This window comes from Peribacillus sp. NPDC046944, assembly GCF_050272735.1.
Classification (GTDB): Bacteria; Bacillota; Bacilli; order Bacillales; family DSM-1321; genus Peribacillus.
Map to the genome: position 1 here is coordinate 55680 of NZ_JBNNML010000007.1, position 24002 is coordinate 79681.

Annotated in this window: 23 protein-coding genes and 1 other annotated feature; of the genes, 4 read left to right on the top strand and 19 right to left on the bottom strand. The window is 39.7% G+C overall.

Annotation, left to right across the window (positions count from 1 at the left end):
• Positions 1-180: 180 nt before the first annotated feature.
• The 7 genes from ilvD to ACQKIC_RS14225 all read right to left on the bottom strand — a co-directional run bounded on the left by ilvD (position 181) and on the right by ACQKIC_RS14225 (position 8073).
• A complete protein-coding gene (gene ilvD, locus ACQKIC_RS14195) occupies positions 181-1851 on the bottom strand; it encodes a dihydroxy-acid dehydratase (RefSeq protein WP_427591791.1) in 1671 nt (556 codons plus the stop codon).
• A 305-nt stretch (positions 1852-2156) separates the two neighbouring features.
• Positions 2157-3281 carry a conserved virulence factor C family protein gene (locus ACQKIC_RS14200; RefSeq protein WP_402869018.1) on the bottom strand — a complete coding sequence of 375 codons (1125 nt, stop codon included), beginning with the start codon at positions 3279-3281 and terminating at the stop codon, positions 2157-2159.
• A gap of 133 nt (positions 3282-3414) precedes the next feature.
• Positions 3415-5292 (bottom strand): ABC-F family ATP-binding cassette domain-containing protein, encoded by a 1878-nt coding sequence (locus tag ACQKIC_RS14205; protein ID WP_427591775.1) that lies wholly within the window; start codon positions 5290-5292, stop codon positions 3415-3417.
• Positions 5289-5933, bottom strand: coding sequence for an HD domain-containing protein (locus ACQKIC_RS14210; protein ID WP_402869022.1), 645 nt, complete (start codon positions 5931-5933; stop codon positions 5289-5291). Before ACQKIC_RS14210 ends, ACQKIC_RS14205 begins: the two co-directional genes overlap by 4 nt.
• Positions 5934-5994: 61 nt before the next feature.
• Entirely contained in the window at positions 5995-6840 is an 846-nt protein-coding gene (locus ACQKIC_RS14215) for a DegV family protein (RefSeq protein WP_402988125.1), read from the bottom strand.
• Positions 6841-6972: 132 nt separating this feature from the next.
• Positions 6973-7452 (bottom strand): glutathione peroxidase, encoded by a 480-nt coding sequence (locus ACQKIC_RS14220; protein ID WP_402869026.1) that lies wholly within the window; start codon positions 7450-7452, stop codon positions 6973-6975.
• Positions 7453-7530: 78 nt separating this feature from the next.
• Positions 7531-8073 carry a hypothetical protein gene (locus ACQKIC_RS14225; protein WP_402869028.1) on the bottom strand — a complete coding sequence of 181 codons (543 nt, stop codon included), beginning with the start codon at positions 8071-8073 and terminating at the stop codon, positions 7531-7533.
• Between the two features lie 182 nt (positions 8074-8255).
• Here ACQKIC_RS14225 and metA point away from each other — a divergent pair, with 182 nt between their 5' ends.
• Positions 8256-9164 carry a homoserine O-acetyltransferase MetA gene (gene metA / locus ACQKIC_RS14230; RefSeq protein ID WP_402869030.1) on the top strand — a complete coding sequence of 303 codons (909 nt, stop codon included), beginning with the start codon at positions 8256-8258 and terminating at the stop codon, positions 9162-9164.
• 246 nt (positions 9165-9410) lie between these two features.
• On the opposite strand, the gene ACQKIC_RS14235 is transcribed toward metA, so the two are convergent.
• The 6 genes from ACQKIC_RS14235 to ACQKIC_RS14260 form a co-directional block, all read right to left on the bottom strand.
• A complete protein-coding gene (locus ACQKIC_RS14235; protein ID WP_402988802.1) occupies positions 9411-10106 on the bottom strand; it encodes an AIM24 family protein in 696 nt (231 codons plus the stop codon).
• Positions 10106-10801 carry a class I SAM-dependent methyltransferase gene (locus tag ACQKIC_RS14240; RefSeq protein WP_427591774.1) on the bottom strand — a complete coding sequence of 232 codons (696 nt, stop codon included), beginning with the start codon at positions 10799-10801 and terminating at the stop codon, positions 10106-10108. Before ACQKIC_RS14240 ends, ACQKIC_RS14235 begins: the two co-directional genes overlap by 1 nt.
• A gap of 208 nt (positions 10802-11009) precedes the next feature.
• A complete protein-coding gene (gene mntR / locus ACQKIC_RS14245) occupies positions 11010-11438 on the bottom strand; it encodes a transcriptional regulator MntR (RefSeq protein WP_402869035.1) in 429 nt (142 codons plus the stop codon).
• Between the two features lie 94 nt (positions 11439-11532).
• On the bottom strand, positions 11533-13704 hold the full coding sequence (locus ACQKIC_RS14250; protein ID WP_427591773.1) for a DNA topoisomerase III: 2172 nt from the start codon (positions 13702-13704) through the stop codon (positions 11533-11535).
• Between the two features lie 233 nt (positions 13705-13937).
• On the bottom strand, positions 13938-14396 hold the full coding sequence (locus ACQKIC_RS14255) for an aminodeoxychorismate lyase (protein WP_402956778.1): 459 nt from the start codon (positions 14394-14396) through the stop codon (positions 13938-13940).
• Positions 14386-14766 (bottom strand): hypothetical protein, encoded by a 381-nt coding sequence (locus ACQKIC_RS14260; RefSeq protein WP_402869039.1) that lies wholly within the window; start codon positions 14764-14766, stop codon positions 14386-14388. Before ACQKIC_RS14260 ends, ACQKIC_RS14255 begins: the two co-directional genes overlap by 11 nt.
• Positions 14767-15165: 399 nt before the next feature.
• Between ACQKIC_RS14260 and ACQKIC_RS14265 the strand changes: the two genes are divergently transcribed.
• Entirely contained in the window at positions 15166-15609 is a 444-nt protein-coding gene (locus ACQKIC_RS14265; RefSeq protein WP_402988112.1) for a DUF5392 family protein, read from the top strand.
• A gap of 60 nt (positions 15610-15669) precedes the next feature.
• Here ACQKIC_RS14265 and ACQKIC_RS14270 read toward each other — a convergent pair whose 3' ends face one another.
• Both ACQKIC_RS14270 and ACQKIC_RS14275 read right to left on the bottom strand, forming a co-directional pair.
• Positions 15670-17007 carry an amino acid permease gene (locus ACQKIC_RS14270; RefSeq protein ID WP_427591790.1) on the bottom strand — a complete coding sequence of 446 codons (1338 nt, stop codon included), beginning with the start codon at positions 17005-17007 and terminating at the stop codon, positions 15670-15672.
• A 182-nt stretch (positions 17008-17189) separates the two neighbouring features.
• Positions 17190-17822, bottom strand: a complete 633-nt coding sequence (locus ACQKIC_RS14275; protein WP_427591772.1) for a LysE family transporter — start codon at positions 17820-17822, stop codon at positions 17190-17192.
• Positions 17823-18083: 261 nt separating this feature from the next.
• On the opposite strand from ACQKIC_RS14275, the gene ACQKIC_RS14280 reads away from it, so the two are divergent.
• Entirely contained in the window at positions 18084-18716 is a 633-nt protein-coding gene (locus ACQKIC_RS14280; RefSeq protein ID WP_427591771.1) for a LysE family translocator, read from the top strand.
• Between the two features lie 216 nt (positions 18717-18932).
• Here ACQKIC_RS14280 and ACQKIC_RS14285 read toward each other — a convergent pair whose 3' ends face one another.
• The 4 genes from ACQKIC_RS14285 to hmpA all read right to left on the bottom strand — a co-directional run bounded on the left by ACQKIC_RS14285 (position 18933) and on the right by hmpA (position 23369).
• Complete coding sequence (locus ACQKIC_RS14285; protein WP_402869047.1) at positions 18933-19376, bottom strand: general stress protein; 444 nt, start codon at positions 19374-19376, stop codon at positions 18933-18935.
• 81 nt (positions 19377-19457) lie between these two features.
• Positions 19458-20705, bottom strand: coding sequence for a glutamate-5-semialdehyde dehydrogenase (locus ACQKIC_RS14290; protein ID WP_402869049.1), 1248 nt, complete (start codon positions 20703-20705; stop codon positions 19458-19460).
• Between the two features lie 30 nt (positions 20706-20735).
• Entirely contained in the window at positions 20736-21824 is a 1089-nt protein-coding gene (gene proB, locus ACQKIC_RS14295) for a glutamate 5-kinase (protein ID WP_402869051.1), read from the bottom strand.
• 57 nt (positions 21825-21881) lie between these two features.
• Positions 21882-22096, bottom strand: a binding site (T-box leader).
• Between the two features lie 64 nt (positions 22097-22160).
• Positions 22161-23369 (bottom strand): NO-inducible flavohemoprotein, encoded by a 1209-nt coding sequence (gene hmpA / locus ACQKIC_RS14300; protein ID WP_427591770.1) that lies wholly within the window; start codon positions 23367-23369, stop codon positions 22161-22163.
• Positions 23370-23540: 171 nt separating this feature from the next.
• On the opposite strand from hmpA, the gene ACQKIC_RS14305 reads away from it, so the two are divergent.
• A complete protein-coding gene (locus tag ACQKIC_RS14305) occupies positions 23541-24002 on the top strand; it encodes an RrF2 family transcriptional regulator (protein ID WP_402869867.1) in 462 nt (153 codons plus the stop codon).

The window sequence follows — 24002 nt, forward strand, 5'->3', positions numbered from 1 at the left end:
AAATAACTAGATGACTATAAGGATACTATAATTTATGTTCATAATGCAAAGTTGACGCTTAAACCTTCTACGAAAGGCGAACCTTAACCTTGAATCCACACAATTTAGGTTTACCAACATCCAAGCCCTGCATAGAAAATAGGCAGCAGAATTATCTGCTGCCACCTTTTCATTTGTGGATTAAATCTTCATGACGCCGCCAGTGCTTGCATTGGTGACAAGCTTGGAATAACGACCCAGATACCCTCTTGTTACCTTTGGTTCGAAGCCTTTCCAATTCGCTTTGCGTTTTTCAAATTCTTCGTCAGAAATTTCCAATTGGATGATACGGTTATTCAAATCCAGCTCAATGATATCTCCATTTTCTACAAAGGCTATTGGTCCTCCTTCGGCTGCTTCAGGAGATATATGACCGATACTGATCCCTCTAGAAGCACCTGAGAAACGCCCATCGGTAATTAAACCTACCTTGGCCCCAAGACCCCTGCCGACGATTTGCGAAGTTGGTGCCAGCATTTCCGGCATACCCGGTCCGCCTTTAGGTCCTTCATATCGAATGACCACGACATCCCCTTCTTTTACTTTACCAGTAATAATTCCTGACAACGCATCTTCTTGGGAATCAAAGCAGATTGCGGGACCTCGGTGATACCCGCCGACAGACTCGTCTACGGCACCCACTTTAATGATCGATCCTAGAGGAGCCAGATTCCCGAATAATACCGCAAGTCCTCCACGTTCGGAATGCGGGTTATCTAGGGGATGGATGACATCCGTATTCAAGATTTCGCAACCTTCCACATTTTCACGTAGCGTTTTACCGGATACAGACAAACAATCACCATTGAAAGCTCCTGGCTTTTTCAGTAACTCATGAATAATAGCACTGACCCCACCCGCATTATGGACATCTTCAATATGATAATCCGATGCCGGTGCAATCTTTGCAAGATGTGGTACCCTTCCGGCTATTTCATTGATTCTCTCCATTGGATACTCAAAACCTGCTTCATGGGCCAAAGCAAGGGTATGAAGGACGGTATTGGTCGATCCACCCATGGCCATATCCAAAGCAAATGCATTATCAATCGCTTCCATCGTAACGATATCGCGCGGTTTACGATCCATTTTAATTAGTTCCATCAGTTGTTTAGCTGATTTCTTTACGAATTCCTTTCGTTCTTCTGCTACGGCTAAAATAGTACCATTACCTGGAAGGGCAAGACCTAATCCTTCAGCTAAACAGTTCATCGAATTGGCAGTAAACATCCCTGAACAAGAACCGCACGTAGGACATGCCACTTGTTCGATTTCTTCTAAGTCTTCTGCTTCAATATTACCTGCTTGATAGGCTCCAACACCCTCAAAGACCGATGTTAAGGATAGAGACTTACCATTCTTATCTTTTCCAGCCTTCATAGGTCCTCCGCTGACGAACATCGTCGGGATATTGACACGAAGTGCCCCCATCATCATCCCTGGTGTAATCTTGTCACAGTTTGGAATGCAAACCATCCCATCAAACCAATGTGCAGAAACAACCGTTTCTACGGAGTCAGCAATGATTTCACGACTTGGTAAAGAATAACGCATACCAATATGTCCCATGGCGATTCCATCGTCTACTCCGATCGTATTGAATTCAAATGGAACCCCGCCAGCTTCCCTGATTGCTGCCTTCACGATCTTACCGAATTCCTGAAGATGGACGTGCCCAGGAACGATATCAATATATGAATTACAAACCGCAATGAACGGTTTGCCGAAATCTTCTTCTTTAACACCCGCTGCACGCAATAGACTTCTATGTGGAGCACGGTCAACCCCTTTTGTAATCATGTCGCTTCTCATTTTTGCTGTAGACATTTATGTAGCCCCCTCATTTTAGCAAATTAACATTGAATATATTAACTTTTTATAATACTCTAAAAATTCTAACATAAATGTGGTCAAATGTAACCATTCTAGCTCAAAGTTTTCTACATAAACATTTTTCTAAAATAGTAGAAAAGGGATTTATTCATATAAACGGATGATTTTATCCATTTTTCACCTAATCTTTCATCCCTTTTTTATAAAAAAAAGAGGATGACCAACAAACACGTCCTTACACGGTCTGTGATTATCCTCTTTCGGTCTTTAAACTTACTTATTTTTTACTTTCTTGATTCCGTCATTTGTTTCCATACAGAACCTTTCGCTTCTTCCCCATTCTCGATTCTATCAAGGGCCATTTTCACTTGGAGTGCGACTTCAAATTCGGGGTCTTGTTCAGCTTTCTTTAAAAAAGGTAGGATGGATTCATCACCAACTTCGTATAAAAACATGGCTGCCCTCCATCTCACTAGTTTATTTTTATCCGATAGAGATAATGCCATTTCACCCATTGCTTCCTCAAACCCAAGATCAGATAAACAGTCCCCGGCCGTCCTTCTTACAGCGGCACTTGAATCCCTCAATGCTTTATATAAGCTAGGAAGGACTTTTGGGTCTTCAATCATCCCTAAATATACAGCAGCAAGTCGACGAATGGAAACTTTGCTATCGGCAAGGGCTTTTTCCAGTACCGGAATATCTTCAACCGTCGGATCGCTCATCTGATCCAATAATTGATATCTCTTTTCCCAACTTTCATCGTCTAACATGTCAACGGTCAATTTTATTTTGGGGCGATTGATGACCGGTTCTTTTTTATCCACGGTTTCTTGGGCGGCATCAACTAATTTATTAATTCTTTCCTCCGGATAAGCTGCAACCAATTCTGCCGCTACTTCCTTGACGATGTCTTCCATTTCTCCGTAGCGAATGCCGTAATCCTTCCATTTACGAAGTAGGACGACATTATCATCTTCTTTTTGCGAAGCTGATATGCCCTTAATGAAATACTCCGGTAACGCAAAACGTTTTTCGTGTGTGCTATCATTTGCTTTAATCTGCATGGGAATACCTTTAAATTGTTGGATGGAAACGGAAACTTCTCCATAATGCTCATTTATTTGCGCTTGTTGATTTTGTTTTCCAGTATCCTCACCGAAAACTTGGCGAACTTGGACCAAAATATCTTTCCAATCAAATTTCGCATTACGTTCGACTGCTAAAAAGTCAGCCACATGGTATACACCCTTGACACCGTCAATTTGTAACATGTCTTTTATCATTTGCGGCGCAAGTTCCGCTTGATCTTTTTTATAATTATTGCTCTTGCCTGCTGGCAATTCTTCCGTAAGATTAATTTTCATTGTATTTGGACTTGGCGTAGGTTCTATCGATTTAATATTCAATGCTTTTCTCTCCTTTATCAATACGTTTCCTCGTGTCCTAGATTTTATCACACTGGCAAGAGATTCTCATGCAATTGAGATTCACCGAAAAAAAGACCGGGCCAAGCTAACGCATCCTGGCCCAGTCTTCAGCTTATTCCCCTTCAAGTTTTTCAGCGAGATATGTCCATCTCTCCATTGTATACTCTAACTTTTCGTTAAGCTCTTTTTCTTCTTCTAGAAGCAGGCGGACCTTTTCAAAATCACTGCCGGCTGCTGACATTTCGGCTGTGATATCCTTCAGGCGACCTTCGACTTGCTCCATTTTCCCTTCGATTTCTTCCCATTCCTTACTTTCCGCATAAGTAAGCTTTTTCTTCTTCTTTTCCGTCCGATTAGGCTGTGGCCCGATAGTTTTTTGAGGAACCGTTTCTTCTGTCTTTTCCTCTAAAAACTCAGAGTAGTTTCCGTAATAAAAATCTATATTACCTTTATCTTTGAAGACGAGTAGTTGGTGACAAGTTTTATCAAGAAAGTACCGATCATGCGAAACGGTGATGACGACTCCCGAAAACGTTTCTAAATAGTCTTCAAGGACTGTCAAGGTTTGTGTATCCAGGTCATTTGTCGGTTCATCCAATAAAAGGACATTGGGTGAACCCATCAAGATGTTCAATAAATAAAGTCGTCTTTTTTCTCCTCCTGAAAGTTTCCGTATCGGAGTGCCATGCGAACCCATGGGGAATAAGAACCTCTCAAGCATTTGTGCAGCGGATATGAAGCTACCATCTTTAAGAGCAATTGAATCAGCCGTTTGCCGGATATATTCGATCATTCGGAGATTTTCATCCATATCGATGCTTTCTTGTGTATAGTAGCCGATTTTGACGGTTTGCCCGATTTCAAGATTTCCACCATCCAACGGTTCGCGTCCGGCCAAGATATTCAATAGTGTGGATTTTCCACTTCCGTTATTACCGACAATCCCAATACGATCGCCTGGCTTGAAAAGGAAAGATAAATCTTTGATAATTGTCTGATTACCGAATGATTTGGAGACGCCTTGCAGTTCCAACACTTTTTTCCCTAGACGGGCGCCGCTTAATTCCATTTCAAGGCTTTCGTTTTTCTGCTTATCCTTAACACCGGTTTCTAACGTTTCAAAACGTTGAATCCTAGCCTTTTGCTTCGTTGAGCGCGCCTTGGCCCCTTTGCGGATCCAGGCCAATTCTTTTTTGAAGAGACTCTCTTTTTTTGAACGTTCAGTTGATTCATTTTCTTCCCTTATGGCTTTTGATTCAAGGTAGTCTGCATAATTCCCCTTGTATTCAAAAAGCTGAGCTTGAGCTATTTCCCATATTTTATTGGACACACGATCAAGAAAATATCGATCATGGGTCACAAATAAGACGGATTTCTGATACTTTGATAAGTATTCTTCCAACCAGGTGATACTTTCAAAATCCAGATGGTTGGTTGGCTCATCCAAAATGAGCAAATCAGGAGTTTCTATCAATGTCTTTGCCAATGCTGCCCGTTTCTTTTGTCCACCTGAAAGCTCACCCAATTTCCGAGAATGATCAGGAAGGCCTAGCTTAGTCAAGATTGTCCGGGCATTGGCGCTAGTATCCCAGGCATTAAGAGCATCCATAGATTGTTGTTGCTTCAATAATCGATTTTGCACTTCACTATTTTGGGGATCGATTTGCAATTGCACCAATGTTTTTTCATATTCTTTTATCAAGGAGAATACGGGTGTCGAACTTTCATACATATACTCCATAATGGTCAATTGTTCATCAAAGTCAGGATCTTGTGATAAATAAGAAATTGTATAGTCATTCGGATGATCCTTCGTACCCAGGTCACTTTCTTCCAATCCAGCTATAATATTCAACAGCGTGGATTTACCGGTCCCATTTATACCGACGATCCCGATCTTTTCACCTTCACTGATGGATAAAGAAACATCTTTAAAAAGAAGCTTCTCTCCTTGGGTTTTCATTACATGTTCCATGCTAAAAACTTTCATAAACGTACATCCCATTCCTTATAGAATTCTTCTAGAAAACGAACCATGTATTCATGGCGTTCACTCGCGATATTCTTCGCTGTATCTGTGTTAAGCAAGTCTTGTAAACGTAATAATTTTTCATAAAAATGGTGGACGGAAGAGCTTTTACCCATTCGATATTCCTGCTTGGTCATCTCTTCACGGACCGAGAGAGATGGATCATACATAGGTTGTCCCTTTTTACCCCCATACGCAAATGTTCTTGCAATTCCAATCGCCCCGAGAGCATCCAAACGATCGGCATCCTGAACAATTTCAGCTTCGACGGACGTCAGATTCACTTCTCCAGCACTGTAGGAAATGGTAGAAATAATCTCCTTTATCTCCTTAACCGTATTCAGGTCCACCCCGGTCATCTTCAACCAATCATCGAGCTTATTCCAACCTGCTTCCATATCATCATTCAATTTATCATCTGGAATATCATGAAGGAGGGCTGCCATCTCGATTATGAATTCATTACCCTTTTTTTCTTCACGTGCAATATGTAAGGCCAGCTTCCGAACCCGATTGATATGATACCAATCATGGCCACTGACATCAGATTTTAATTGTTCGTAGACAAATGATTCCGTTTGTTCAATTATTGTTTTTTGCATTTCACCACTCCATGTCCTTTCTATTTTACCATGGTTCTAATTTTTAGAAAGGGAAATTGCCCTAAACTTCCTTGAACCAACTGATCCCGATTGTCTGTTCACCTGTATGCACCCCTATTGCACTACCTAGTGGTGATATATGTATTTTCACTTCTGGAAACTCTTCTGTAATCCTCTTTTCCCATGGTTCGGCCTGAACGGGTGAACCTCCGTACAAGATACTGCATTCTTTTACCTTGCCCAATGAAATGGATTTGCGTAATTCATGGAATATTTGATTTTCCGCTTTCTTAAGATTTCGAGTTTTCGTTTTGGTTTGCAGCAACCCATTCTCTATGGTTATGATCGGTTTTAAGCTCAATAGACTTCCAAGGTAATACTGAGTCCCCGTTAACCGCCCACTCCGGTGTAGTTGGTCTAATGAGCCAATCAAGACATATGTCTCATGGCTATCTGCATACTTCCGTGTAAGGGTGAAAGCTTCTTCCATTGAGAACCCGCTGTTTATATAGTGCATGAGCCTTTTTAATAACAGAATCATCGGATACGATATAAGCAAGGTGTCAAAAACATCCACAGGTATCGTGACAAGTTGTGCTGCCTGACGGCTTGAGGAGACCGTCCCACTCAATTTACTTGAGAGATGGATGGAAACCACCCGATCATATTCTTTTTCAAGTTTCCTATACAACTCGTAAAAGGTGCCCACGGATGGCTGGGAGGTGGTCGGGACCTTATTTTCCTCCTTCATTTTGCGATACAGTTCTTCAGGTAGTAGGTCGACACCATCTTCGTATTCCTCACCATCCATGATGACAATCATAGGAACGACATATACATGTTCATTTTGAGATAGTTCCTCGTCCAATAAAGCCGTACTGTCCGTAACCCATGCAATCCGTTCCATTGTTTCCCTCCTGGGTAAAATAGTTGTTACCTATTATATTCCACTTTATCCCCATTTTTCCCCCTTTAAATTACGGACCCTTTTATTCCTTAAATAAAAAGCCCACCGATAAGAACACGGTGGGCCATTGAATCATGATAGCAATTTTTTTATATCTTCTTCCATTTCAAGCGGTTTTGTTTTGGGAGCATAGCGGTTCACAATATTCCCTTCACGGTCGATCAAGAATTTGGTGAAGTTCCATTTTATTGACTTCGATCCCATCATTCCTGGTGCATTCTCCGTTATATAGCTAAATAGCGGGTGAGCGTCCTTTCCATTCACATTCACTTTCGCAAACATTGGAAAGGTTACACCGTGATTGAGCTTACAATAGGAATCGATTTCAAGCTCGTCGCCAGGCTCTTGGTTGAGGAACTGATTGCAAGGAAACCCTAGAACTTCCAGACCGTCCTCTTTGTATTGCACATATAGGCTCTGCAGGTCATCATACTGTGGTGAAAATCCACATTTACTAGCCGTGTTAACTATAATCAATACTTTTCCCTTGTATTCCTCAAGCGAAATGACATCACCATTGATCTTTTTCACTTCAAATTCATAAATGGACATATATGATCTCTCCCTTTAGCCCTGATGAGGTTATTTTACCTTAAGTGAAGGAAACTTTTCCAGTTTGAGTGTTCTTGATTAGTTATTTAAAGAACCTTCAACAATTTGTATGGATTGTATCAGATACTCTACCATATCTTCTAAATCTTCCATTTGCTCTTCCTTTATAAGTCTTCCGAAAGAAATACCAAATGTTGAATGGCATGATGAGGATGGTTCTTTTTCACTAACCGTTTCAGAAGTAGTCAATTTAATGATTCTCTCACTCCCCCAAAGGGTCTCGAGTTCAATTAATATATTTCTAACTTCCAAGCTGTTGAGCTTTCTCGGTATGGAAATGAATAAATTCACGGCACAACCGGAATGCGTATCATTCAGGTTCGACTGCAGCAGCTCGGAACTTAAATTCTCCAGTGAAGCGTATACCTCAAAGCCGCCGGTCACAGAATCAGTATGCTCTGATTCTTTCATTTCTAACTCAATTTTATATTTCCTTGCAAGTGTTGAGAGATTGACGATATCATCACGACCAATAACCAATATATCCCCAATGAGGTCGCGATCATATACCGCTCCTTCCAATACCACTTTCATATTCTCATATGCTGTAGGATCAAACAATATCCATATACCCCTCTTCTAGATTCTTAACTGTCATAAACAAGTTTTATATAACTCATCATCATTTTACCATTCTACAAAATTCTTATGAGGATCTAAAAAAATAAAAAAATTGCTTTTCTATTTTTAAATTTTCTATATAATTGAAATATTATGATTTCACAAAGGAGGCAAAGCTAACTATGCCAATCAAAATACCAAGACACCTGCCAGCTAAAGAGATTTTAGAAGAAGAGAACATCTTTGTAATGGATGAGGAACGGGCAATCAGCCAGGAAATCCGGCCATTAAATATATTGATTTTAAACCTTATGCCTGAAAAAGAAAAAACAGAGGCACAGTTACTGCGTTTTCTTGGCAACACGCCTATTCAAGTAAATATATCATTTCTGGGTTTGAGTACCCATGAATCCAAAAACACAAGTAAATTTCATTTAAATCAATTTTATAATTCTTTTGAAGACATTCGTTCAAAAAAATATGATGGGATGATCATCACGGGAGCACCTGTCGAAAAGATGGACTTTCAAGAAGTTAATTATTGGGAAGAATTAAAAGATATCATGAACTGGTCAAGCAAAAATGTCACATCCACCCTACATATTTGTTGGGGGGCTCAAGCAGCTCTATACCACCATTATGGTATAGGCAAATATGAGCTTCCGGAAAAATGCTTTGGCATCTATAAACATGAGGTTCTTGAACCGAATGAAGACCTCGTCCGTGGCTTCGACGATTATTTCTTGGCTCCTCATTCTCGCTATACTGACATAGATTATCAAAAGTTAGTGAATCATCCCGAACTGAAAATCTTAGCACAATCAGATCAAGCTGGTGTGTTAATAGCCGCTTCCACCGATTCAAAGAGAATTATGGTGACTGGTCATTTCGAGTATGATGCGGGAACGCTCGGTGACGAATATAAACGCGATATTGAACGCGGAATCGAAACCCAGCTCCCCGAAAACTACTTTCCGGATAATGACCCATCTAAAACTCCGTTGCATCGTTGGAAAAGTCACTGTAGCCTCATGTTTTCCAACTGGCTCAATTATTACGTCTATCAATCCACGCCATATGATTGGGATTGAAAGCGAAAGAAAAAAAGGGTCTTTGTCCGTTGATTGCCCTTTTTGGGGGAACCTGCCACACATCTGTCTAAGGAAAAATCCTGATGAGAAACTCAGGATTTTTTTATTTCGCACTAGAATGAAATGATATTGAATACCTATGTCTGTTAAATGCAAACGTGTATCTACTCATCCTTTTTCTTCATTCTCAAATAATTCATTTACTACTCTTCTATTATCATAAAAAAAGGAATCTAATTTTACTTTTTAAGACTCTTTATCGCCAAAATATACTTCTTCATAGGGCTGGACAACAATAAACCCCTGTCCTTCGAATTTCATCTGAACTGACTCTCCGCTTCCTCTCCCAAAAAATGATTTCAAGGATACATCCGTTACGAAGTCTGGCTGTAAGTTCCCTGACCAGGCGACGGTCGCATTTGGATCTGTATAGACTGGCTTTCCCTCTTCAACAAGTAAAGTGAGGGGTTCGTAGTGTGATGTGAACGCAACCATCCCATTTCCTTCAAGCCTGACATTGAACAATCCACCAGCCAACAATCCGGCAATGCGTCTCATCATTTTAATGTCCCATTTCACACTTGATTCAAAGGCAAGTAAATCATTGCCGTTTATACAAATGGCCTCTCCATTCAATTGTATAATCGAAATCTTCTTTCCTTGGTCGGCCACATATAGCTTCCCTTTCCCTGTCGCTTTCATTAAAGAGGTACCTTCACCAGTAAAGGCTTTCTTAAATAATTTTCCAATCCCATGCTCCAGCATGCCTTCTCGTTCGAACTTAATACTGCCCCGGTATGAAATCATCGTCCCCATTTTGGCCCAGATTTGTTGTTCGAGATTGATTTCAAGAATTCGTTCCGTCTCCAGTTCAAATAATCCCTGGCCCTTATCCTGCTGTTTCGTTTTTTCGACAAATTGATTGATATGATATTTTTCCATCATTGAATACCTTCTTTTTGAAAGAGGAAGAGCCACATAAATGAAACGGATTGTTTCAATTCTTTTGAAAAGTGACCTAGCTTGGAGTAGTCCACCCCTCTTTTTTCAACACCAGTCTCAGCGACTAGCTTCCAACCAGTAGATAGTGCAAGCTTTTCAAATTCCCAGGCCTGCATCGTATTCATGATCACATCTTCACCAAATAACCGTTGGTAACTAAATTTTTTACGAGGCTCCGCCGTAGGTCCTAGTATTCCAAAACATACATATCCCCCGGGCTTTATAATTCGATGTATTTCCTTCATCACCGTCAGTGGCTCACCAGTATATTCAAGTGAATTGATCACCAAAGCGGCATCCATTTCATCATCCTTAAATGGGAGACTGTAAAAATCTCCTTGAGTAAAAGAAAGGCCGGGTTGTTGGTCGGCATTTTCCTTAGCCAATTCAACCATGACGTTTGAAAGGTCCACACCTGTAACAATGTAACCGGCTTGGGCGAGTTTTGAAGAACCGACTCCGTCTCCGCAACCTATATCCACAACCTTCGATGCCGCCTCCACATACTCAGAAAAGAAAGGAATGATCTTTTTACGACTACCGGTCTCCCACATTTCCTGTGAATTCTTCGCCCATGTAGGGGCAAAAACATCCCATTTCTTTTCTGCTTCTTTATGCCAAGTTTTTAAATTCAAATGTTATTCCCCCATTTCACATAGTTTTTCAGATTTACTGATCGCACTTTTTCATGATTTAAATGGATATATTTTATGGTATTTCAAAATATCCCTTTATAATAGCTATTCTGTTTTAAGACTAAAAATCCTCTTTTCCCCGTCATGTGGTTGCTTATTTAAGAAACGAATGATGGTTTTAGAGCAAAAAAAAACTGCCCATGGCAGCTTATTTTGCATTTTCTTCATTTTTCTTTTGTATATTTCTTAAATCCTCAACCCGGCTAGGTGATTCCTCAAAGAATTCTACAAGGTCACCAATTCGGTCTATCGCATTCCAGCTCAGGTGATGCTCGATTCCTTCAACATCATGGTAGATATTTTCTTCCTTGACCCCTATCAATCGTAGCATCTGCTCCAATAATTCATGACGGTAAACAAGTCGTTTACCCACTTTTTTACCATTTGCTGTCAAAACCAAACCACGATACTTCTCATAGATTAAATACTTTTCGTGGTCTAACTTTTGTACCATCTTCGTCACTGAAGAAGGATGTACAGAAAGGTTTTCAGCAATATCCGAAACCCTTGCATATCCTTTTTCTTCTATAAGTAAATATATCTGTTCTATGTAATCCTCCATGCTCGGTGTAGGCATCAGGAATCCTCCCATTCAAACGCATATCTAAAAATCTTACTATAAAAACGACCCTGAAACAAGATTATATCGTCTCAGGGCATGGTAGAAACGCTTAATTTTGCTTAACTGGTTGATCCGATATAAATTTAAAAATTACCTTCTTCTCGGTATCAGACCAAATTAAAGCAGCATCAAACGTCTTGTCCCCTTTTTTGAAACCACTGATCACATCGGTTTCTCCATGGGATAAAAGCTTTTTAACATTGACCTGACTGATTTTTTTATTAAGGATTTTTTTTGAGACGGTAAAGTTACATTTGGTTTTCTGATAACTTGCACATCCATAGAATTCCCCTTTATCGACAACTTTAGCACCACATTTCTTGCAACTTCCTACTGATGTCACACTTTTTTTCTTAAAACCCGGTCTTTGAATCGAATCGATATCTAAACCTTGAAAGTCCCAGGTTTCACAAGACTCAACGGCATCGCTAATAATCTTTGTGGACATCTTTTTAACGGCTTCCATGAAAGCACCCGCGGAAGCCTTACCTTCCCCGATTTCCCTTAGGCGCTGCTCCCATTTAGCCGTCATTTCTGGAGAAGCAAGGATTTTCTCGCCAATTGCTGTAATGAGAACCTTCCCTTTATCGGTTGCAAATACCTGGTTTTTCTTAACATCAATATATTTTCGATCTTTCAGCATGGTAATGATCCCCGCACGTGTCGCTTCGGTTCCTAAGCCTTCTGTTTTCATCAGGACCTTTTCAAGCTCTTCATTTTCCAGATGCTTTCCCGCCGTTTTCATCAAGGTTATTAGCTGACCCTCTGTATAACGCTTCGGTGGCTGGGTTTTTCCTTCTTTCACTTTTACCTTGGACACTGGCCCAGAATCGCCTTGTTTAAGGATGGGTAAAAGAACATCATCATCTTTCTCATCTTGAAAAATGACCTTACGCCACCCTTCTTGAATCTGTTGTTTACCCTTTGAAATGAACTCGGCCCTCTTCTCGACCTTTGTCTTGATCGTCGTGTAATCAAAAATGGCTTTTTCATAATGTGCCGCAATCAGTCTACGTACCACTAAATCATATATATTACGTTCCTCAACGGAAAGTCGTTTTGGATCTACAACCTGTTCTGTCGGAATGATGGCATAGTGATCAGTAACTTTTTTTTCGTTAACAAATCGTTTATTGTCGCTGATACTGGAGATAGGTAACGGGAAAAAGGGTTGATATTCTGAAAATCCACTTAATTTTTGCATAATGTCCGGAAATGTTTCAGCTTCGCCTTTTGTGACATAGTTGGAATCCGACCGTGGATAGGATACAATTCCTTTTTGGTATAAACTTTGAACGATATCCAGAGTTTTTTTAGGTGAGTACTTATAGAGCTTATTCACAGTTGCTTGCAGTGACGACAGATTAAATAGGAGCGGAGGCTGAAACTCTTTTCTTTCCGTTGTCATATCGGCAATTTCAGCTTCTTTCCCCTTACAAAATGCAGCTATTTTCTCTGCCATCTCTTTAGTCTGGATTCTCGAATCATTGTTTTGTTGCCATTTTCCCTGATATTTCTTTCCATCCATCTTGAAGTCTGCAAATACTTCCCAAAACGGTTCTGATTTAAACCGTTCAATTTCTAATTCCCTTTTGACTATCAAAGCAAGGGTTGGGGTCTGAACGCGACCTGCTGAAAATACATCCGATACGCCCTTTTTTTTCAAGAGAATGCTATATACCCTTGATGCGTTCATGCCTACTACCCAATCCGCACAAGCACGCGTATACGCTTCGTGATAAAGCGGCCTAGTTTTCTCTTCACTGATCAGATTTTGAAACCCTTCATATATGGCCTTTTGAGTCAGTGAGGAAATCCACAAACGTTTCATCGGCTTTTTGACATGGCATAGTTGAATGATATTACGTACAATCAATTCCCCTTCGCGACCAGCATCCCCAGCATGAATGATTTCATCAACATTCGGTTTTCTCAGCAAAGTCTTGACCACATTGAACTGTTTGGCCTTTTGGCGGGTCACTTCGTATTGAAATTTTTCCGGTATCATCGGCAGGGTATCAATCGACCATTTTTTCCAGTTAGAATGATAGGTTTCCGGTGATACTAGTTGACATAAATGACCGACTGCCCACGTTACATAAGCGCCATCGGGGAAAAGCTCGTTTGGCATGATTTCTATATATCCTTGCTGTTTCTTCGATTTAAATTGAGCTGCCAATGTTGAACCTTGATCAGGTTTCTCGGCAATGATCAGCTTCATATTCTCTTCACCTAATCCGTTACAAAATACTTTCACACTTATATTATACCTTAATTATGAAAATCGGAAAGATAGGGGGTCGCTTTTGTCCCAGGTCCCCATTTGAAAACATTGAACTATCCTGCTGCAGTCAGGTAGTCAGTTCGAAAATGATATGGCGTTTGTAGACGACATAAAAGGCCGACTATCCATTTGATAGTCGGCTTTTCATATGAGTTGCTTCATTAATATGCTTACTTAAAGATAATAGAGATTATTTCCTCAGTCTCCATTTCACTATCTATCACATAAGAACCCGGACGTAAATTGTTCGCCTTGCCCTTCTTTTCGACTTCATTAAAGAAATCTTGGGCATTCGGGATGATTTTCGACCGTTTAAGATGTTTACCAACATCAATGCTGGTCATGCCTTTGGTAACTTTCAGGACCGTCCGATAAATAATCTTTTCGCTCGTCCCTTTTTCAGCTACCTCCTGGTTGGCTTTCAATTCATCAAGTTGCTCTTGATATTCTTTTTCGGTATGAATGACATACCCTTCAGAAGTTAACTTGTTTTTCATCTCATCATCAGATAATTTTTCTACTGTTTTTGTGCTAGCCGTTTCTTCAGAATCGAAGAAATATACTGCTCCGCATATACCTGCTGCAACAAGAATGCCACCGGCAAAGCTACGCATCGATTTAGATGTCATTGACAACTTTTCTCCTTTCGTTCTTTGCTTTTATGTAAGGAGCAAGTAGGTTTTCTATGTCTTCAATAGATCGTTCTTTTTTTGCTGCTATGCTATCGATTGAATATCCACGTTTATATAAATCTAGTACATCGTGCAACAAAATCCACTTCTCAGGGGGTCCAGACAGCAAACCTGCTTCTTGTGCCATTATTTCAGCATCTATCTCAAGACTTCTTATTTGCATTTGTAATTGGCTTACTTCGTCTCCAAAAGTACTTGTAACCTGTTCAATTTGCTGTTCTACTTTCATCGAATCCGTCTTTATAAACGAAAAAATGAAGAGTAAAACTGCCACACCAAACAAAATGGCTAACGTCCATGACATCATTCTATTTCCTCCTTAACCTTATAAATCCTTCTAGCTTACTCATTATAGCTGGATTTAGCTGAAAACTCGATTTTAATTAGCCGAACCTTGATAAAACAGAACAAAAGTCATGCATTTATGACAAAAAAATACGTGATTACTAAATTATTAAAGATTTTCATGTATAATCCCCCATTTTCCTATCCCTAAAATTCTTCTACTCTTTCTCACTCTTACTAGCCATTTCTCGTGTACCCGCTTTAACGTATAATAAATGACAAATAATTTTTTACACGTTAGAATGTATGTAATAACAAATTACTATGTAATACGAAGCAAATTTAAAATGATTATATTAATGGATGTTTTTTTATATAGAAAGAAAAACTACAGAAGCGATATATACTGAAGGAGGATACGATGAATATAAAGGTCAAGAATATTCCACACTCAATGCAAAGTGAATTGAAGAAAATCCAAATGAAATTAAATCCCTTATTGAAGAAAAATATGAAGTATGGTTTCTTCTCCACCGTAATGATAGGATTTTCCGTCATAAATCTTTTTTTCCTCTTGTTTATGAATGATTCTTTTCCTATTTCTAAAATAGCACTATGTATTTATGCACTAATAGGTGCAATAGGATTTGCTTTAATGAAAGAAAATAAACATAACCAAAAAGAAATAGTGAAAATGAGCCAAAAGTTTGTCCTTGAGAGAATGAAAAAAAGTACCTATCTAACGGATGCAAGGAAAAATAATTATTATCAAAAAGTGAATGAGCACCCTTTTTTAGCGATGAATGTTTTCATTGAGTTTCTGGCCGAAGAAGAACAAAGAAAGAACAACTCCTCCCATAGTTAAATCCGTTAACAAAATCTAAACAAAAAATGGAACCCGACACGATAAGTCTGGTTCCATTTTTTAATCTAGTTCCGATCTTTTTGTCCTCGCCGTCATCGCCTTGTCCTTATTCCAAACCTTTAACTTCATATAAATGGTAGCAAGCCCGATGATTATGATGAATAATAAACTGATGAAGAATCCAGGACGTATATCCTTTTCAAGAAGGGTTCCACTAACTGTTATAAGTATTAAAACAATCCCGAAAATAGCAATGACTTTACTCCACAATTTATGTTCGAGAATTTTAAGCGAAGAAAGTATGATGAAACCCCAATTATACAAAAGTAAGATACCAGCTGATGTTGTAATGTATTCATAAATCTTTCCTGGCAGTAGTAAAGCTGTAATAATGGACCCCAGGAGCCCTATGGCTGCCAGAACGAGAGAAGGTAACGGAAGGTCTTTAAACTTCTTTATCTTCTTCATGAAAAATGAAGGGGCATTTCCATCATCCGCAAGTGTCACCAACAAATTGGTTACCCCAAATAATGAAGCGGTCATCGTTGAAAAGCCCGCTATGATGATGGCTCCATTAAAAACATGTGGAAAGAATGTAAGATGATAACTATCAATGGCTGTTACAAAGGGACTTTCCTTTTCACTGAATGCTTCCATCGAAACCATTGTCACGGCTAATCCTAAAGATATTACATAGATGATGGTCAGAACTAAAAGCATGATGGTTCCTGCCTTTTGCGCATCTTCTTTCTTTTTCAATTGCATTGCCATCAGCCCTATCACTTCAATGCCGCCAAATGCATAAAAAGCATAAATGAGCGATGTCCAAAAACCTTTCATCCTTTTTGGAAATAATTCATGGTACGTATTCGGAAATGAAGGCGGCTTTCCACCATCTAATCCAAACCAACCAACTACCGCACATATGGCAATGATGATAAACATGAAGATAGCCGCTGTCTTGATAACTGCAAGGATGTTTTCAACTCTGTCAAAACCCTTTGTTCCCAGCAAAACGACCACTATTGAAACAAGCGCGAATCCAGAGGCAAATAGCCATAATGGCACCTTTGGAAACCAAAATTGAGAGAGGAGAGAAAGTGCTGTTAGCTGGCTACCCATTATCAAAATATTAGAGGACCAATAATTCCAGCCACTGCTAAAGCCAGCCCATCTTCCGAATGCTTTATTAGCATAATAACAAAATGAACCCTTTTGAGGGTCTGCAGCTGTCATTTTAGCAAGCAGATTATATACGATATATGTACCTAACGCAGCCAATACAAAGGAAAACACAATGGATGGCCCAGTTGTTTTAATTCCTATTGTCGAACCTAGAAAATACCCTGTCCCAATCGTGCATCCGACACCGACTAAAGATAGCTGCCACCATTGCATGTCACCTTGTTGTTCACTTGATGCAGTGTTTTTAGCGGCATTCCCTTTTGCTGAGCTGCAATTGGCTTTTTTTTCATAAGAATTCCCCCTTCCATCATCCATAGTATGAATAAACCTTCAATGAATTATGTTAGAAAGAAGTTCCATAATGAAATAGAAATGTGTTAAAGGGATTTAGAACCTTATGAAACGATGGCTTTAATGCCTTGATAAGCAAAATAACCACCAAAGCCTAAAAGTGATGCACCCGAGGTGATGGATATGACCCTTAAGCTTCTTTCTGTTAAAAATCTCCTAAACCCATTCGTCAATAAGGCTACAAAAAAATCCCAGCAAGTGAGGCCCAGAAATATCATCCCACTATAAATGAATACTTGTGACGTACCATAACTGGATGCGGTTTTAGCTAAAATCGACCCGTATATCCCTAACCAAAACAAAATGGATAATGGACTGGTTACCGACATAATGAACCCGGTTAAAAAACAGGAAAGTAAGGAATCCCTATTTCTATATTGATTTAAGGTTATTTTGTTGGACTGAACAACGCTTTCGAACCCCGTATAAATGAGAACGAATCCACCAAAGAGCCAAAAGAAAATTTGAACGACTGGTATCTCTAAGAACCTTACCATGCCAATATAAACTAAAATCATGAAAATGGCATCTGCTATCATGGATCCTGCCCCCACAATCCACGCATGCCAAAATCCATTCTTGATTCCTTTATCTATTCGAGCGGAATTTACCGGCCCAATCGGAGCAGCAAGGGTTATTCCTAAAAAGAAGTAACTTAAAAGTAAATGTACACTCAAAAGCATCCCTCCATTCGTTTAGGTAATAACTTGTACATTCTATGAGAAAATCCCCAACCTATTACTTTTACCTGGAAGGTTCTGTGCACAATCTAAGTCTGAATCACCCCATATTTAATATGAATACATAAATCAAGCACACGACATCTAATAGATTCCCCCCTCTTTTGAACAATCTTTTTAGGATTATAAAAAAATGGGTTTGAGAGTCAACCCGTTTGAATACATTCAATTAAGACATATCGACGAAGAGGTGATACTTTGGATTTAGTTGTTTTTTTAAGCTACGTATTCTTAGGCTTGTCAATAGCGGTTCCTATCGGTCCTATTAATGCTGCTCAATTGGACATTGGAATTAAGAAAGGGTTTTTCCATGCCTGGATTTTCGGCTGGGGCGCCATTTTAGCGGATACTGTCTTTATAGCCCTTGTCTTTTTTGGTTTTATCCATTTTATGGACAACTCCTTCCTGAAGACGTTTTTATGGATTTTTGGATTTTTCGTTCTGACTTATACAGGGATTGAAAGCCTCCTAAGCGCTGGAAAGTTTGAAGTGAATAATCAAAAGTCCAATGACCGACTTGCTTCTTCATTCTTATCTGGGTTCATTATGTCGCTTTCGAACCCTTTATCCATTTTGTTTTGGTTAGGTATTTATGGTTCGGTACTTGCAAACTCCGTTTCAAAATATGATATGTCTCATTTACTCATTTATAGCTTGGGAATTCTTCTTGGACTTTTATTATGGGATTTCACGATGGCTATCGTCTCCAGTTCCCTTAGACGATTTTTATCGAAACCTATACTCACAGGCATTTCGATAATATCGGGAGTTTCTTTAATAGGAATCGGTATATACTTTTCCATTCAAGCAGCAAAGCTTTTATTTACATAAGAGTCATTACCTCTCGTAAACATTGATAATATAATATAAGAGAGTGCTACTCCATGTCAGGTCTAGGTATAGCCTGACATTTTGTTTCACTCAAGTGCCCGAAACAACCTGTACGCACAAAAAAAAGAGAATGCCTAAGCATCCTCTAAGTACTAACATTCCTAACATAGAAACAGAAACGTTCTGGTATGTATTTCTCAATAGTTAATCTATCTGTCATTTATCTAAATGAGTATCTGCAACGACCAAGATTTTCCCAGCCTTGATATCCTCTACATACTGTTTTGCTTCAGCCTTATCCAATCCAAAATCCATTAATGGTTTTTCCAATCCACCTGCACCTGATGCTGCACCTGCAGCAGCTCCACCAAATGTGGCAAATAACGGGCCTGCGGCCAAAATTGGTCCGATGCCAGGTACTGCAAGTGCACTCATTCCAATAAGTAGACCAGTTAAACCAACTGCCCCTCCCGCCGTTGCACCCGCTATAAATCCATCCGTTTTAGTAGGACTCACTTCTTCAATTTCATTAGACAAATTCTTACTATCTTTTGCCACAACTGAAATCTGATCTGATGTATATCCTTCTTTCTTTAACTGTTCAACTGCTACCATTGCTTCATTTTCATTATTAAAAATTTCTATAAATCTCTTGTCCATGGTATCTGCTCCTTTAAAAAGTAATGTACTATACCATTACCCGTTAAAATGCTTTACTAATCATCATGAACTAGAATGCTTCTACTCTCTTATTTGACCTTGACCATATATAAAATACTTGCTTGAGGTCAAGGCAGGTAACCCCATAGGTCCACGAGCATGAAGTTTTTGCGTGGAAATGCCAATTTCGGCACCGTATCCGAATTCGAAACCGTCTGTAAAGCGTGTCGAAGCATTATGATAAACAGCGGCTGCATCTACCTTTTTCAAGAAGGTCGCCGCATTTGAATCGTCGTTGGTAAGGATCGCTTCGGAATGCTTCGTACCATAACGATTAATATGTTCGATGGCATCAGATACATCCTTGATAATTTTCACACTGATTTTCAGTGCTAAATATTCAGCGGACCAATCTTCTTCCGTCGCCATTTTGGCTGGTGAAAAAGCGGCACAGACCGTATCATCCCCAAATATCTCTATACCTCTTTCATCCAAGGCTTCTAATAAACGATGTCCATGGCTTTCAAACCAATTTTCATGAACTAGCAAACTTTCAATGGCATTGCACACGGAAGGGCGCTGAGTTTTTCCGTTCAAGACTACCTTCTCCGCCATAGCCGGATCAGCCGTTTCATCAATGAAAATATGACAATTGCCTGCCCCGGTTTCAAGAACCGGAACACTTGACTCTTTCATGACGGTTTCAATTAAATTCTTTCCTCCCCGAGGAATCAAGACATCTAAATAATCGTTAAGATGGAATAGCTCTTTAGCCGTTTCACGACTGGTGTCTTCAATTAGTTGAACGGCATCCACGGGGATGGCTGTACCCTCTAATGCCTTGTGGATAGACGAAACCAAGGCCTTATTAGAAGATTTGGCGGATGAACTACCACGTAAGATGACTGCATTACCCGTTTTCAAAGATAAAGTCGCAGCATCTATGGTCACATTCGGCCTTGCTTCATAAATCATGCCAATGACCCCAATCGGAACTCGTAGCTTTTTAATCAATAAGCCATTATCCTTTTCAATCGTTTCTAGTTCTTCGCCAACTGGATCTTTTAAGTCAACTAAAAGGCGAATGGCCGCCGCCATATCTTCAATCCGTTTTCCATTCAGCATGATGCGGTCCAATACCGATTCATTCATTCCTTTTTGGCGGCCCATATCTAGATCCTTTTTGTTTTCGGCCAAAATGTATTCCTTATCTAAGACCAGGCGTTGAGCTACTTTTTCAAGTGCCTCATTTTTCACTTCAGTAGACAGGCCGATCAGCTGATAACTTGCGCTCTTGGCCGCTTTTCCTTTTGCTAACACTTCACTCATATGCATAAACCCCCTTAAATATTTTTTTGATTAAGCTTTCACCCATTTATCACGATGGATGACTTCTATCGAAGAAAGGACAAGCTCAGTCGTGCGCTTTCCCATCGCCTGCTTCAATTCGGAGGATGAATATAGTACTTCTCCACGTCCCAAAACACCGCTGGCACCGAACACTTCGACGACATCCCCCTTGGTGAAGTTCCCTTTGATCTCATATATCCCTGCAGGTAATAAGCTGCACCCTTTCGAAACTAAAGCCTTTTCAGCACCTTCATCGATGTAAATCGCCCCTGATACTTTTGAATGAAGGGAAATCCACTGCTTATTTTTGGTAACAGTCGTTAGGACCTCATTGCCGATATATGTGCCATCACCGTTTCCTTCTAGGATGGTAAGGAGTTTCTCTCTCCCCTCTCCGGATCCAATAAACACCTTAACTCCCAGGGAAAGGGCTGTCTGAGCTGCAATCAGCTTAGATTTCATACCACCTGTACCCACACTTGACCCCGCACCTTCAGCCATTTGCAGCAATTCTTCGGTAATTTCAGAAAGCTGGCCGAATCTGCTAGCCATGGGATTAGTCTGCGGATTAGAATCATAAAGCCCGTTTATATCGGTTAGGATGATTAACTGGTTCGCATGGACAAGGCCGCTAACAAGGGCAGATAACATATCATTATCCCCGAATGTCAGTTCCGCAATGGATACGGTATCATTTTCATTAATTATCGGAAGAATCCCCCGCTCAAGCAATTCCATCAATGTAGCATAGGCATTTTGATAGCGTTCTTTATTCGAAAAATCATTTCTTGTTAACAAAATTTGCGCCGGGACGATCCCGAATTGGCCCAGTTGCTCCATATAGGACTGAATCAATAGACTTTGACCGACGGCGGCTGCCGCTTGTTTTCCTTTTAATGTAACAGGTCTTGTCGGATAACCTAATTTACGAAAGCCAGTTGCTACCGCTCCGGATGAAACTAAAACCACTTCATGTCCAGCTGAACGTAAGGCCGCTACTGCGTGAATATGATCGGAAAATTTCTTTTGGTCGATTTCACCTTGGTTGTTTGTTAAAGAACTACTTCCTATCTTTACAACGATGCGCTTCTTTTCCATCGATTTTTTCCTCCAATAACTATCTTAAAAATGAAAAAAAGCCCTTTTCATCCTCGAAATAAGGACGAAAAGAGCTCTCTCCGTGGTACCACCTTCATTGGATGCACATGTATACATCCCACTTTACCTAATAACGCCAGGGTTCGCGCCTATGTTTTGCATAGGACTCAAGAAGCAGGTTCTGCGCTTTTCTGTCGCGGGTCTTCCAGCTATAAACTCCGCTCTCTGTCACAGTAATATTTCGCATACTAATCTTCTCTCAACGTTCATTGTTTTAATATAGTATGCAAAATTATCGTCGTGATGTCAACAACATTCCAGGTGCCTTACTAAATCTTAAAGGGCCATTGCTGGACCGAAAAACTCATAATGAATTTTTTCGGAATCGACCCCTAGCTCCTTCAAGTGAGTGATGATCGTTTTCATAAATGGTACAGGACCACATACATAATAATCTGCATCCGCTTTAATATGATTGCTTAAAAGCTCAACATCCATGTATCCTTTTTTTTCATAATTTGGAAGATCTTGATCTTCTTTACTAGGGTTCTTGAAAACATACGATAATTGATAGTTTACTAGCTTTTGTGAAAGTCCTGCCAATTCTTCTCTAAACGGCTGAACTGCCCCATTCTCACAAGCATGGACCAATTGTACATCACGTTCAGACTGTAGGTCAGCAAGGGAATGCATCATACTCAAGAAAGGCGTGATTCCAACACCTCCGCTAAGAAAGACAATTGGTGATTGTTTTTTTAAGTCCAGGGTAAAGTCTCCTGCAGGAACCGTCGCCTCAATACTATCCCCAACTTGAATGGCATCGTGCAGGTGGTTCGAGACCCTTCCATCAGGAGAGACTTGTGTTTTTTCTTTTTTGACGGAGATACGGAAATATTCTTTTCCTGGTGCATCCGATAAACTATATTGACGGTTGAATAAATACTGTTCACCCTGGATTTCGATGCGTACTGTTAAATATTGCCCAGGTAAATATGATGGGACAGCTTCTCCATCGGCAGGTTTTAAATAGAAAGAAGTTATGACTTCACTTTCCCGTACCTTCTTAATAACAGTAAACGGTTTGAAATCAGTCCATCCCCCATTCTGGTTAGATGCCTGGTCATACATTTCCTTCTCCATGTTAATGAAAACATCAGCTATGACACCGTATGCATCTCCCCATGCTTGAAGGATTTCCTCGGTAGCTGCATCTCCCAACACTTCCTTGATAGCAGCCAATAAGTATTCTCCGACAATAGGATAATGCTCAGGTTTCACAATAAGGCTCCTATGTTTTTGAGCAATTTGTTTAACTGCCGGTAAAATCGTTTCAAGCTGGTCGATATATTTAGCGGCAGCTAGCACCGTGTTCGCTAATGCGTTTTGTTGACGCCCCTTTTTCTGGTTAGTGTGATTAAAAATATTCAATAGCTCTGGATGGGCTTCAAAAAGATTTTTATAAAAAACAGTTGTAATGGTAGTACCATGCACTTCTAATACAGGCACGGTGGATTTTATGATATCAATGGTTTTTTGAGATAACATGTTTAGGCTCCTCTTTTTAAAAAAACAAGTATTTTAAATACATGTTTATCTTAAAACCAAATATCGATAAAAGCAATATCTAGAATACTTCTTTTTAGCACTTTAGCATTGATGTTAAAAAATGTTCACATTTATGATATAGTCAAAGGGATAGAATGTGAGGCGAAAAACATGAGGCTAACGAGTTATTCAGATTATTCACTAAGAGTTTTGATTTACCTAGCTTCCCAGGAACAAAGCACGTTGACAAATATAAAAGAGATTTCTGAAGTCTATCATATATCGAAAAACCACCTGATGAAAATTGTCTATAACCTTGGTAAATTGGGTTATATTGAGACAGTACGCGGACGAAATGGTGGGTTACGGCTGGCAAAAAAACCTGATGAGATAAATGTTGGAGAATTGGTCCGTAAAACGGAGGAAGATTTTTACTTAGTAGAATGCTTCAAAGATGATGATAACTGTGTGATTTCTCCCGTATGTTCTTTAAAATTTGTACTTAATAATGCCTTAGACGCTTTTCTTAAGGTTCTTGATCAATATACAATTGCCGATTTCGTTGAAAATAGAGTAATGTTAAAAGCCTATTTCGATTCGGTAAAGCCAAAGGACAAAGAGCCCGATATTTAA

Excerpts from the sequence above, each read along its gene's own strand:
- ACQKIC_RS14205 (WP_427591775.1), bottom strand. The coding sequence starts at position 5,292 with ATGAAAGTTTTTAGCATGGAACATGTAATGAAAACCCAAGGAGAGAAG.
- proB (WP_402869051.1), bottom strand. The coding sequence starts at position 21,824 with ATGGAAAAGAAGCGCATCGTTGTAAAGATAGGAAGTAGTTCTTTAACA.
- mntR (WP_402869035.1), bottom strand. The coding sequence starts at position 11,438 with ATGCCTACACCGAGCATGGAGGATTACATAGAACAGATATATTTACTT.
- ACQKIC_RS14255 (WP_402956778.1), bottom strand. The coding sequence starts at position 14,396 with ATGACATCTAAATCGATGCGTAGCTTTGCCGGTGGCATTCTTGTTGCA.
- ACQKIC_RS14305 (WP_402869867.1), top strand. The coding sequence starts at position 23,541 with ATGAGGCTAACGAGTTATTCAGATTATTCACTAAGAGTTTTGATTTAC.
- ACQKIC_RS14220 (WP_402869026.1), bottom strand. The coding sequence starts at position 7,452 with ATGTCCATTTATGAATTTGAAGTGAAAAAGATCAATGGTGATGTCATT.
- ACQKIC_RS14270 (WP_427591790.1), bottom strand. The coding sequence starts at position 17,007 with ATGCAATGGTGGCAGCTATCTTTAGTCGGTGTCGGATGCACGATTGGG.
- ACQKIC_RS14250 (WP_427591773.1), bottom strand. The coding sequence starts at position 13,704 with ATGAAGCTGATCATTGCCGAGAAACCTGATCAAGGTTCAACATTGGCA.
- ilvD (WP_427591791.1), bottom strand. The coding sequence starts at position 1,851 with ATGAGAAGCGACATGATTACAAAAGGGGTTGACCGTGCTCCACATAGA.
- ACQKIC_RS14235 (WP_402988802.1), bottom strand. The coding sequence starts at position 10,106 with ATGGAAAAATATCATATCAATCAATTTGTCGAAAAAACGAAACAGCAG.
- hmpA (WP_427591770.1), bottom strand. The coding sequence starts at position 23,369 with ATGTTATCTCAAAAAACCATTGATATCATAAAATCCACCGTGCCTGTA.
- ACQKIC_RS14210 (WP_402869022.1), bottom strand. The coding sequence starts at position 5,933 with ATGCAAAAAACAATAATTGAACAAACGGAATCATTTGTCTACGAACAA.
- ACQKIC_RS14290 (WP_402869049.1), bottom strand. The coding sequence starts at position 20,705 with ATGAGTGAAGTGTTAGCAAAAGGAAAAGCGGCCAAGAGCGCAAGTTAT.
- ACQKIC_RS14265 (WP_402988112.1), top strand. The coding sequence starts at position 15,166 with ATGAATATAAAGGTCAAGAATATTCCACACTCAATGCAAAGTGAATTG.
- ACQKIC_RS14260 (WP_402869039.1), bottom strand. The coding sequence starts at position 14,766 with ATGATGTCATGGACGTTAGCCATTTTGTTTGGTGTGGCAGTTTTACTC.
- metA (WP_402869030.1), top strand. The coding sequence starts at position 8,256 with ATGCCAATCAAAATACCAAGACACCTGCCAGCTAAAGAGATTTTAGAA.
- ACQKIC_RS14285 (WP_402869047.1), bottom strand. The coding sequence starts at position 19,376 with ATGGACAAGAGATTTATAGAAATTTTTAATAATGAAAATGAAGCAATG.
- ACQKIC_RS14215 (WP_402988125.1), bottom strand. The coding sequence starts at position 6,840 with ATGGAACGGATTGCATGGGTTACGGACAGTACGGCTTTATTGGACGAG.